The sequence below is a fragment of the Micromonospora yangpuensis genome (genome assembly GCF_900091615.1).
GTDB lineage: Bacteria > Actinomycetota > Actinomycetes > Mycobacteriales > Micromonosporaceae > Micromonospora > Micromonospora yangpuensis.
Genome location: NZ_FMIA01000002.1, coordinates 6345616 through 6357124, shown reverse-complemented (window position 1 = coordinate 6357124; position 11509 = coordinate 6345616). Strand labels below are relative to the sequence as shown.

Annotated in this window: 11 protein-coding genes; all 11 read left to right on the top strand. The window is 74.8% G+C overall.

Annotated features, from left to right (window positions below):
* Window positions 1-32: 32 nt before the first annotated feature.
* A complete protein-coding gene (locus GA0070617_RS28780; protein WP_091445446.1) occupies window positions 33-242 on the top strand; it encodes an MbtH family protein in 210 nt (69 codons plus the stop codon).
* Between the two features lie 116 nt (window positions 243-358).
* Window positions 359-3277, top strand: coding sequence for an AAA family ATPase (locus GA0070617_RS28775; protein ID WP_139135804.1), 2919 nt, complete (start codon window positions 359-361; stop codon window positions 3275-3277).
* Between the two features lie 154 nt (window positions 3278-3431).
* A complete protein-coding gene (locus tag GA0070617_RS28770) occupies window positions 3432-4202 on the top strand; it encodes a 2OG-Fe dioxygenase family protein (RefSeq protein WP_091445442.1) in 771 nt (256 codons plus the stop codon).
* Between the two features lie 2 nt (window positions 4203-4204).
* Window positions 4205-5389 carry a M20/M25/M40 family metallo-hydrolase gene (locus GA0070617_RS28765; RefSeq protein WP_091445440.1) on the top strand — a complete coding sequence of 395 codons (1185 nt, stop codon included), beginning with the start codon at window positions 4205-4207 and terminating at the stop codon, window positions 5387-5389.
* A complete protein-coding gene (locus GA0070617_RS28760) occupies window positions 5386-6273 on the top strand; it encodes a RimK family alpha-L-glutamate ligase (RefSeq protein ID WP_217628887.1) in 888 nt (295 codons plus the stop codon). The genes GA0070617_RS28765 and GA0070617_RS28760 overlap by 4 nt, the downstream gene beginning before the upstream one ends.
* Window positions 6270-6620 carry a hypothetical protein gene (locus GA0070617_RS28755; protein ID WP_091445438.1) on the top strand — a complete coding sequence of 117 codons (351 nt, stop codon included), beginning with the start codon at window positions 6270-6272 and terminating at the stop codon, window positions 6618-6620. The genes GA0070617_RS28760 and GA0070617_RS28755 overlap by 4 nt, the downstream gene beginning before the upstream one ends.
* On the top strand, window positions 6617-7948 hold the full coding sequence (locus GA0070617_RS28750; protein ID WP_217628886.1) for a DegT/DnrJ/EryC1/StrS family aminotransferase: 1332 nt from the start codon (window positions 6617-6619) through the stop codon (window positions 7946-7948). The genes GA0070617_RS28755 and GA0070617_RS28750 overlap by 4 nt, the downstream gene beginning before the upstream one ends.
* Window positions 7945-8802, top strand: a complete 858-nt coding sequence (locus GA0070617_RS28745) for a transketolase (protein WP_091445436.1) — start codon at window positions 7945-7947, stop codon at window positions 8800-8802. Before GA0070617_RS28750 ends, GA0070617_RS28745 begins: the two co-directional genes overlap by 4 nt.
* Window positions 8799-9782: a transketolase family protein gene (locus tag GA0070617_RS28740; RefSeq protein WP_091445434.1), complete on the top strand. Its 984-nt coding sequence runs from the start codon at window positions 8799-8801 to the stop codon at window positions 9780-9782. The genes GA0070617_RS28745 and GA0070617_RS28740 overlap by 4 nt, the downstream gene beginning before the upstream one ends.
* On the top strand, window positions 9779-10399 hold the full coding sequence (locus tag GA0070617_RS28735) for a hypothetical protein (RefSeq protein ID WP_091445432.1): 621 nt from the start codon (window positions 9779-9781) through the stop codon (window positions 10397-10399). The genes GA0070617_RS28740 and GA0070617_RS28735 overlap by 4 nt, the downstream gene beginning before the upstream one ends.
* Window positions 10389-11474, top strand: coding sequence for a BtrH N-terminal domain-containing protein (locus GA0070617_RS28730; protein WP_091445430.1), 1086 nt, complete (start codon window positions 10389-10391; stop codon window positions 11472-11474). The genes GA0070617_RS28735 and GA0070617_RS28730 overlap by 11 nt, the downstream gene beginning before the upstream one ends.
* Window positions 11475-11509: the final 35 nt, after the last annotated feature.

The window sequence follows — 11509 nt, the reverse complement described above, 5'->3', positions numbered from 1 at the left end:
CAAGTCTCCGACACCGTCCGTGAGGTGCGCACATGCAGGCTGACACCGACGACACCGTCTACACGGTCGTCCGCAACGACGAGGAGCAGTACTCGATCTGGCCGGCCGCCCGCGAGCTGCCGGCCGGCTGGGCCGAGGTAGGCACGACCGGCAGCCGGCAGGAGTGCCTTGACCACATCGACACCGTCTGGGTGGACATGCGGCCGCTGAGTGTCCGCCGGGACACCGCCCAGCCGGGCTGACCGACGACCAGCCGGCTGCGGCGAGCGGCCCGGCCGGCCCCTTGAACGCCGGCCCCTTGAGCGCCGGCCCCTTGAACCGGAACAACCGCCTGGGTCCCCTCCACCCTGGGAGTTACGTGTTCGACCTCGGTCAACCGCGATCGGCACCGTCGAGTCTGGCCGGACGGTGCCGGGAGCTCCAGCTCTTCACCGCCCGGCTCGACGCCCTGACGGCCGTGGAGCCGGTAGGCGGTGTCCTGCTCGTCGCCGGGGCGCGGGGCCTCGGCCGGACCGCCCTGCTGGGCGCGTACGCCGAACTGGCCCGCGACCGGGGACACCGGCTCCGGAGCGTGGCGATCTCGGTGCGCGGGGCACACCGGCCGTACGCCCCGGTGGTGGAGGCGTTCGAGGACGACCTCGCCGACCGGCCGGAGCTGACCGCCGGCCTCGACCCGGTCACCCGGCGGACCCTGGCCGGCGTCTTCCCCCGGCTGGCCACCGACGGGCCGGTGGCCGTGCCGGCACCCTACGACGCCGCGTCGGCGCTGCGTACGCTCTGTGGCCGGTTGACCGCGGACCGGCCGTTGGTGCTGCTCTTCGACGACGTACAACGCGCCGACCCGGCCACCGTGGCGCTGCTGCACGAGCTGCTGCGCCGGCCGCCCCGCGCACCGGTGCTCACCGTCCTGACGTACCACCGGCGGCGCTCCGGCGCACCGTTCGGCGCGGTGCCGACGACCTCCGGCACGGCACCCACCTCGGTGACCCACGTCGAGCTGGCGCCGCTGGGCCCGGACGACGTCGCGGCGCTCGGCCGGGGCCGGGTCTGCGGGCGGCACCTGAGGTCCGCACCGGCGCTCAGCGGAGGCAATCCGGCCCTGCTCAGGGAGTACTGGCGGAACTGCACAGGTGAGCCGTACTGCCCGGTGGTGCCGTGGTGGTCGCAGCCGGACGCCGTTCCACCGGCGGAGTTCTGCGCGGAGCTGGAGACCCTGACCCCGGGGGCACGCTCGGTCGCCCGGGCCGCCGCGGTGCTCGGAAACGACGCCGACGTCGAGCTGGTCACGGCACTGTCCCGGTTGGCGTCCGCCGACGCGCTCACCGGCCTCGACGAGCTGGTCGACGCCGGGTTCCTGGAGGCCGGGCGGGGCGTGGGCACCTTCCGGTTCGTGCACCCGGCGCTGCTGGCCGCGGTGTACCGCAGCACCCCCCAGGGCTGGCTGCTGGCCGCCCACGAGCTCGCCGCCGACCTGCTGCGGCACCGGGGCGCGCCGGTGCAGGCGTACGCCGACCATGTCGAGCGGGGTGCCTCGGTGGCCTCGGTGGCCGCCGCCGAGGTCCTGATCGCGGCGGCCCGGGCGGTGGCCGGTACCGACAACGACCGTGCCCTGCGCTGGTACGTCGCCGCGGAACGGATGCTGCCGGCCGACCCCGAGGGCGACCGGCGTCGCCGGCCGCTGCTGACCGCCCTGGCGCGCTGCCAGCTGCGCGCGGCGGACCTGGCCGCCGTCCGGTCCGTGCTCGACCGGCGGGACGCGTTGGCCGGCACAACCACCACGGACCGAGTCGAGCAGGCGCGGGTCGCCGGGATCAGAGCGGATCTCGCCATGCTCGCCGGCAGCCCACTGGAGGCGCAGGACCTGCTGATCCGTGCGCTGCGGACGGCTCCGGCCCACGACGGCGGGGCGCACTCCGCCCGGTTGCGGGTGGCGCTCTCCGTGGCCGGGGCCTTCGAGGCCGGGCCGTTGGAGAACGCTCCACCCTGGTGCGAGGACGCGATCGTCGCGGCCGTCGGCAGCGGGTCGCGGGTGCTCCAGGCGCAGGCGTTGGCCGTCAACGCGGTCGTCCGCCTCGCCGCCCGGGTGCCCGGCGCGGCCGTCCGCAGCGCCGACGAGTGCGGCCAGCTGGTCGGCCGGCTCAGCGCCGACGAGCTGGCCGGCCGTCCCGCGTTGCTCGGCTGGCTCGGCTGGGCCGACCTGCTGCTGGAACGCCCGGCGTCGGCCCACGACCGGCTGAACCGCTGCCTGCTCGTCGCCGGCCCCAGCGGTGACGTTCCGGCACAGGTCGCGGCCCTGTGCGGGCTCGCCCTGCTGGCGGTGCGGGAGAGCCGGCTCGACGACGCCGCCGGGCTCGCCGCCCGCGCGCTGGCCCTCGCCGACCGTACCGACAGCACCCTGCTGGCCGCGATGGCGGCGGTCGTCCGGGCCGAGGTGGCCCTCGAGCGGGACGAACTCGACCAGGCCCTGGAACTCACCGGTACGTCCCCGGTGGACGCGGTGGTGAACAGTGCCTGGTGGCACCGGGCCCAACTGGTCCGGGCCGAGGCCCAGCTGCGCGCCGGCGACGCCGACGCCTGCCGCCTGCTGGTGCTGGAGAGCGGCGGCGGCGAGGACCTGGTCCGGCTGCCCGCCTTCGAGCAGGCCCGGGCCTTCGGCCTGCTGGCCCGCGCCGGTGCGGCGCTGGGGCAGGACGCGGCCCCGATCTGGGCGAAGCGGGCCTGCGTGGTGGCGACCGAGCTGGGGCTGCCGGAGCAGATCGCGCTCGCGCAGCTCGTCCTGGTCGAGGTCAACGGCAGCCACGCCGAGGAGCCGCACCTGCTGGCCCGGCGGCTGGGCGCGCAGGGCGGTGCGGGCTGCCGGGCCACGGCGGTCCGGGCCTGTCTGCTGGCCGCCAGGCGGTACCTCGGTGTCGGGTCGACGTCGGCCGCCGACGCCGAACTCCACCACGCGGCCGACCTGGTGGCCCGGCTCGGCTCGCCGGCACACCTGGTCGCGGCGGTCGAATCCGCCCGGGCCGAGGTCGCCGTCGAGATGCCGCCGACCGCCGCCGGTCACCTCGGCCTGCTCAGTCCCCGGGAGTCCGAGATCGCCTGCCTGGTGGCGCGCGGGCTGACGAACCGGCAGATCGCCAGGTTGCTGACGTTGAGCCCGAAGACCGTGGAGACCCACCTGGGGCGGATCTTCGTCAAACTGGCCGTCTCCTCGCGGGCGGAGATCGCCCACCTGGTCGGCCGGGCCGGTGCCGTGACGCACGACGTCCCAGGCCGGACGGCCTGACGGACCGGTCCACCGGAGCAACCAGTCGGGGAATCTACCGACGATCGTTTCCCGGCCGGACGTGTCAGGGTCGTCAGACGTGGCGAGGACCGGCACCGCGTGCACCGCACCCGGCACGGGTGCGCAGCGCAGCGGTACGGGGGGACGAGGCGACATGACCATCAACCGCACCGTGCGGCCGAGCGGCACCACCGGGTCAGCTGGCCATGCCGAGGCGATCCGCCGCGACGGTTTCGCCGTCCTTGCCGGTCAGCACCTGCGCGCCCAGCTACCCGACCCGGAGTTCGCCGCCCTGCGCGAGGCGTGGGCGGACCTGCCCGTCGACGAGCAGGTCGCCGAGGGCGTGACCTACCGCCGCCGCCGGTACGGGCGGGTACGGGTGGTCCTCGGCGCGGACGGGCCCGTGGTCACCCCGCTCGCCAACACGGCGTTCCGGCAGGACACCATCCCGCTCTGGCGCGGGCGGACCAGGGTCTTCGCCCCGGTGGCCGAGGAGTTCCTGCGCTCACCCGCGCTGCGTTTCCTGCTCGCGCTGGACGCCGGACTCGCCCGGGACCTGTCCGGCATCACCGACTGGGAGGTCGGCCTGCACCTGGTCCGGATCATCGCGCAGCCCACCTCGGCCGGGCTGCCGACGCCCGAGGGGCGGCACAGCGACGGCCACCACTTCGTCGGGATGCACCTCATCCGGCGGGACAACTGCACGGGTGGGCTCTCCGTCATCCATCCCAGGCAGGGCCCGCCGGTCGAGTCGACGCTCACCGAGCCGCTGGACTCGTTGTTCGTCGCCGACCGCGAGGTGACCCACGAGGTCACCCCGGTCGGTGCGGAGAACGGCACCGGGGTACGGGACATGCTGCTGGTGGACCTCAACCGCTGGCGGTCGGACGACGGCGCGCCCACCGACCGACCGGGCGGGCGGTGACGATGACGCCCGGGGCGGTGGCCGAATCCGAGGTGCGGCTGCTCCGGGACCTGGTCGACATCCCGTCGGTCTCCGGCACCGAGGACGCCCTGGCCCGCCACGTCGCCGCGCACCTGCGGGCGGCCGGACTGGACGCGCGGCTCGACGAGGTAGGCAACGTGATCGGCAGCACCGGTGACGCCGCGACCGGGCCCACCGTCATGCTGCTGGGCCACCTCGACACCGTGCCGGGTGCCCCGCCGGTACGGCTCGACGGCGACGTCCTGCACGGACGGGGCACCGTCGACGCGAAGGGCCCACTCGCCACGATGGTCAGCGCCGCGATCCGGCTCGCCGGCCGGTTCCCCGGTCGGCTGCTGGTCGTCGGGGCGGTGGACGAGGAACGCGCCTCCGTCGGTGCCCGGCACCTGCTCACCGGCGTGCGGCCCGACGCGGTGGTGATCGGCGAGCCCAGCGGCGCGTACGGCATCGCGGTCGGCTACAAGGGGGTGCTGCGGCTGCGGCTGACCGTCCGGCGGCCACCGGCGCACACCAGCTCCGACCAGGAGACGGCGGCGGAGGCGGTGGCCGGCCTCTGGCACGCGCTGCGGTCCCGGCTGACCGACGGCGTACCGGCGGAGACCGCGCTCTTCGACCGGATCATGCCGACCCTGGTCGGGATCACCGGAGACCTGGAGACCGCGGTCGCGGACGTGTCCTGCCGCATCCCACCCGACTTCGACGCCGACGAGTTCGTCGCGCTGGTGCGTGGCCTCACCGACGGCGTCGGGATCGAGGTGACCGAGAGCGTGCCGGCGGTTCGGGGCACCCGTACCGGGCCACTGTGGCGGGCCTTCGCGACGGCGGTCCGGCAGCACGGCGGCCAGCCGGTGGCCAAGCGCAAGCTGGGCACGTCGGACATGAACGTGGTCGGACCGGTCTGGCGGGTGCCGGTCGTCGCGTACGGACCGGGCGACTCGCGGCTCTGCCACACGGCGCAGGAACGGATCTCGGTGGCCGAGTACCGGCTGGCCGTCGACGTGCTCACCGACGCCCTGCTCCTGCTCGCCGGCGACCTCGCCGATGGCCGCGCGACCGGACCCGCCGGTGACCCCGTGACCGGACCCGCGGGTGACCGCGCCACGACGGGACGGGCCGGCGTGACCACGTCGACCCGATCAGACGACCGACAGGAGACGCCGACGTGACCGGTGACAACCGTCCGCTGGCCCTGCTCACCTCGCTGGTACGCGTCGAGGAACGCCTGATCATGGCGGCTCTGCGCGAGCGCCGGGTGGCCTTCGAACAGCTGGACACCCGGACCTGGTCGGCCCAGCTGCCGCGCGGCGGAGAGGCGGCCGGCGAGCACCAGGCCCCGTACCGGGGTGCGGTCAGCCGGGAGATCTCGCACACCCGCAACTCGTACGCCGTGCGGCTGCTCGAACACTTCGGGGTGCCGGTGGTCAACTCCTCGGCGGTGATCAACCTCTGCGGCGACAAGCTGCTGACCACCCTGGCGCTGCGCGAGGCCGGCCTGCCGACCATCCGGGCCATGGTCACGCTCACCCCGGAGACGGCGCGCACCGAACTGGCCGACTTCGGCTACCCGGCGGTGGTGAAGCCGCTGATCGGGTCGTGGGGGCGGCTCGGGGCCCGGCTGACCGACCAGGACATGGCCGACAGCATCCTGGAGCACCGCGCGGCGCTGCCCGGCCCGCAGCACAACATCACCTTCGTCCAGGAGTACATCGACAAGCCGGGGCGCGACATCAAGGCGTACGTCTTCGGCGGCGAGGTGGCCGGGGCGATCTACAAGTGTTCGGACAACTGGCGTACCAACACCGCCCGGGGCGGCTGGACGGAGCGCTGCCCGCTCTCCGACGACCTGGTCAAGCTGCTCACCGCGACCGCCGGGGTGATCGGCGAGGGGGTGCTGGGCATCGACGTGATCGAGGACCGGGACGGCCGGATGTTCGTCAACGAGGTCAACCACACCCCGGAGTTCCACGGGGCGATCAAGGTGCTCTCCGAGGACCTGGTCGAGCGTTACGTCGACTACGTCCTGCGGCACCTGGACGAGGTGACCCGGTGAGCGCCGACGAGTGGGTCGCCGCCGCACCGGACGACGGGCGTCGGGTACCCCTGCGGCCCGACGCGGTGCCGCTGGCCGGCCAGCTGATGAGCCTCCCACCGGGCCGGTACGACTGGCTGTACCTGCGGATCGACCAGACGGCACCGCAGCCCGGCGCGGAGACCGTCTGGCTGCACTACGCCGACGCGGTGGACCCGGAGACGCTTCCGTTGCCGGCCGGGCGCGGCACCCACCGGGTGCCGGTCACCCGGCGGGCCGTGCTGACCGGGGTCCGGCTGCCCGACGTGCCCACCGCCCGGATCCTGGCCGCCACCCTGGTCACCTCGGCGTCGGAGGCACCGCGGTGACCGGCCACGACCAGCTCGCCATGCTCGGTGGCCCGCGCGGCCTGCCCGCCGCCGACGCGTCCCGGGACCTCGTCGGCTGGCCGGTGGTCACCGGGGCCGAGCAGGAGGCCGTACGCGGGGTGCTCGACCGTGGGGTGTTCACCTCCAACGACGCCGGGTCCGGGGACGTCTCCGCGCTGGAGCGCGAGTGGGCGGCGTACGTCGACGCCCCGCACGCGGCGGCGGTCTCCAACGGCACCGCCGCGCTGGAACTGGCCCTCGCCGGCCTCGGCCTGGAGCCCGGCGACGAGGTGCTGGTCCCCGCGTTCACCTTCATCGCCACCGCGGTGGCCCCGGTGCAGCGGATGTGCGTGCCGGTCTTCGTCGACGTCGACCCGGTGACCTTCACCATGGACCCGGTCGCCGCGGCCGCCGCCGTCACGCCCCGGACCAGGGCGATCATCGTGGTGCACCTGCACGGCCTGCCGGCCGACCTGACCGCCCTGCGGGAGCTGGCCGACCGGCACGGGCTGTTCCTGGTCGAGGACGCCGCACAGGCGCAGGGGGCCACCTACCGGGGCCGCCGGGTCGCCGCCATCGGGCACGTCGGGACGGTCAGCCTCAACGCCACCAAGAACCTGCCCACCTGCGGCGAGGGTGGCCTGGTCACCGCCGTCGACGCCGGGGTGCACGAGCGGATCGTGCTGACCCGGCAGTTCGGCGAGGACCTCACCGGCGGCCGGGCCCGCGACTACGTCTCCCGGCTGCTGGCCGGCAACGAGAAGATGAGCGCCGTCCAGGCCGCCTTCGCCCGCTGCCAACTCGCCCGCCTGGACGAGTACGCCGCCGCCCGGCACCGCAACGTCAGCGAACTGCTGGGCCGGCTCGCCGAGCTGCCCGGGGTCGTCGTGCCGACCTGCCCGCCGGAGCGGACCCACAGCTGGCACATCCTGCGGTTGCGGTTCCGCCCGGCCGAGATGGGCTTCGACGTGCCACCGGCGGCGATGCGCGCGGTGCTGCACCGGGCGCTGCGGGCCGAGGGGGTGCCGGTGCAGCCGTACCAGCTGGTCGCCCTCCCCGGTCAGCAGGCGTTCCAGGAGCTGACCGGCTTCGGCGGGTACCCGTGGCGGTTGCCGGGCGGGCCCCGGGAGCCGTACCGGGCCGAGGACCACCCGGTCACCCAGGAGGTGATCGCGGACTCGCTGACCCTGCAGCGCTGGCACCTGAACCCGGCGGCCGGGCCGGTGCTGCGGCGGGTGGCCGACGCGTTCGAGAAGGTCTGGGCGCACCTTCCCGCCTTGGCCAGCATGGCCGCCGCGGCGGGCCGGAGCAGGACGGTGACCCGATGACCTCGACCGACAGCACCGAGCGGGCGTACCGGGTGCGCGAGCGCATCCTGAAGATGGCGGCCACCCCGCAGGGGGCCCACGTGGGCGGCTGCCTGTCCGTGGCGGACCTGCTCACCGTTCTCTACGGCGAGGTGCTGCGGGTCTCGCCCGACGAACCGGACCGAGGAGACCGGGACTGGTTCGTGCTCAGCAAGGGCCACGCCGGTGCCGCCCTGTACGCGGTCCTCGCCGAGTTCGGGTTCATCCCCGCCGACGAGTGCGACAGCTACGCGGTGTCCGGCGGCCGGCTCGCCGGGCACCCGTTGCGCCGGCTGCCCGGCGTCGAGTTCCCTACCGGTTCGCTCGGGCACGGGCTCTCGCTGGGCTGCGGGGCGGCGGTCGCCGCGCGCGCCGCCGGCACCGGTGCCCGCGCCTTCGTGCTGCTCGGCGACGGCGAGCTGCAGGAGGGCTCGGTCTGGGAGGCGGTCATGCTCGCCGGGCACCAGGGCCTGGACAACCTGGTGGCGGTGGTGGACCGCAACGGGCTGCAGATCACCGGCGACACCGAGGAGTGCGTGTCGTTGGAACCGCTGGCCGACCGGTGGCGCAGCTTCGGCTGGGCGGTGGCCGAGGTCGACGGCCACGACCACGACCAGCTGCGGAAGGTCTTCGCCGGACTGCCGGTGACCGCCGGCCGACCGACAGTGGTGCTGGCCCGCACGGTCAAGGGGCGCGGGGTGGGGCTCTTCGAGGGCAAGAAGAAGAGCCACCACGTGACGCTCTCGCCGAGGTTGTTCCAGCGGGCCGTGGCCGGGCTCCGCAAGTCCCGAGCCGACGCGCCGCCGGCACCGAACCCGACGGGGGAACCGCGATGACCAGCCAGGCCGCACCGCCCGAGGTGGACAGCGCCGCACCGGTGGCGGCGCGCGACGCGTACCGGGCCGAACTGCTCGCCCTGGCCGGCCGGGACCCCCGGGTGTGGTGCCTGGACACCGACATGGGCGGGCTGGAGACCGGCTTCGCCGTGGAGGTGCCGGAGCGCTACCTGAACCTGGGCATCGCCGAGGCGAACATGATGGGGATGGCGGCCGGCATGGCCGCCGCCGGGTTACGGCCCTACGCCAACACCATCTCCAGCTTCGCGGCGGCGCGGGCCTGCGAGCAGATCAAGATCGACGTGGCCGGCAACAACCTGCCGGTACGGATCGTGGTGACCCACTCCGGCTTCTCCGCCGGCCACTACGGGCCCACCCACCACGCCGTCGAGGACATCGCGATCATGCGGACGATGCCGCACATGACCGTGGTGGTTCCGGCCGACGACGTGCAGACCGGGCTGGCCGTGGCGGCCACCGCCGACCTGCCCGGCCCGCTCTTCCTGCGGCTCGGCCGCGCGGCGACGCCCCGGATCCCCTGGCCGGACGGCACCACCTTCCAGCTCGGCCGGGCGGTGCCGCTGCGCGACGGCGCGGCGGTGACCATCGTCGCCACCGGCCCCTACCCGGTGCTGATGGCGGTGCAGGCAGGTGAGCTGCTCGCCGAGCGGGGCATCGACGCGCGGGTGCTGGCCCTGCACACCGTCAAGCCGATCGACACCGAGGCGCTGCTGGCCGCGGCCCGGCAGACCGCCGGGATCGTCACGGTCGAGGACCACCTGGTCGTCGGCGGCATGGGTGGCGCGGTCGCCGAGGTCGTCGGCGAGGCGGCACCCTGCCCGGTACGCCGGGTCGGCGTGCCCGACGGCTTCCACGACGCGGTAGGCGACGAACTCGAACTGCTGGAGCTGGTCGGGGTGACCCCGGAGCGGATCGCCGCCGAGGCGCAGCTGGTGCTGGGCATGCGGCGGCCGGCGTGACCACCGGCACCCGCACCGGAGCCGGGGCCGGGACGAGGCAGCGGCACGTCGACCTCACCGACCACGTCGACAACCTCGGCATCGTGGTGCCCCGGTGGCCGCACGGCGGCGGCTTCAACATCTGGGGCAACGCGTTCCCGGCCGACGAGCTGCCGCCCGCCGGTGGGGTGTGCACGGTCGACGGGGTGTCGTTCTCGTTCCCGCTGGCCGGCAACCGGGACAACATCCGCTGCCGGGGCCAGGTCGTCGCGCTGCCCCCCGGCCACTACGACTGGCTGTACGTGCTGGCCGCCGCCGAACGCCGGACCGAGGACACCGTACGACTGCACTACACCGACGGATCGACCGCCGAGCAGTGGCTGCGGATCTCCGACTTCTGGCCGGACACCGCGCCGCGCTTCGGTGACGTGCTGGCGTTCCGCTGCTCGCGGATGCTCTACCCCCGGCACCCGCAGCCGAGCATGGCACCGGCCATCTGGCAGCAGCGGATCCCGGTGAGCCGCCCCGGAGAGGTGCACGCCGTGCGGCTGCCGGACAACCCGGCGATGCACGTCTTCGCGCTGACCGCGGTGACCGACGCGGAACTGCCGGCGGAGGGGTGGCCCGATGCGGACTGAACTCGCCCCGATCGGCACCTGGCGGCACGACCTGACGTACTGCCTGCACACCACCGCCGGGGTGCTGCTGGAGTTCCACGGGCTGGACCCGCTGGAGGTGCTCGGCGCGTACTGGGGGTTCCACCACGTGCCGGGGCCGGTGCCGCGCGAGGAGTACTACTTCCCGCCCACCCGGGACTCGTTGTTCGCCGGGCTGGCGCCGTACCATCCGGTCTCCTCGCGGTGGCACCAGCCGGCGGACGCGGACTCCGGCTGGGCCCAGGTCCGGGCCGCCGTCGCCGCCGGCAACCCGGTCGCGGTCGCCGCGGACAACTTCCACCTGCCGTTCCGGCCCGCCTTCCGCGACGTGCACACCAACCACCTGCTGGTGGTCTACGGCTTCGACGACGAGGCCGGCGAGGTGTTCGTCGCGGATCCGGTGCCGCCGGCGTTCCAGGGGCCGATCACCATCGAGGCGCTGACCGCGGCGCGGGACTCGGCCAACCCGGTCCGGCACGACCGGGACATGTTCTACACCGCCAACCCGATCGGCAACCGCTGGCTGGAGGTGTCGGTACGCCCCGACGGCCCGCCGTTCGACCCGGACTCGGTACGCGCCGCGATCCGCGCCAACCTCGCCGGCTTCACCGCTGCCGGGGCACCGGAGCGGCTGGACGGCACCGCCGCCGCGCCCGAGCGGGCCGACGACTCCGCCGTCGGGTCACCGGAGGAAGCCAACGGCACCGCGGCGCTGACCGGGTTGGCCGGACTGCGGACGTACCTGGACGGGGTCGCCGAGCGGTTCGCCGACGAGCCGGGACTTGTCGACGAGGTCTTCCTCGTCGGCGAGCCCGCCATGGCGGTCGCCGGCCTGCACGCCGACTACCTGTACCGGGCGGCCGACCGGTTCGCGCTGCCCGGCCTGCGGGAGAACGCCCGGCTGGTCGAGCGGGTGGCCCACCACTGGTCGGCGCTGCGGATCACGGTCGCGTCGGCCCGGCACGACCGTGCGTCGGCCGTGCCGGGGCTGCGCCGCCGGTGCGCGGCCATGCTCGCCGACCACGAGCGGGCCCTGGCTGCGCTGGACCGTTGCTGACCGGCCACCCGACGGCCCTCAGGCCGGGCAGTCAG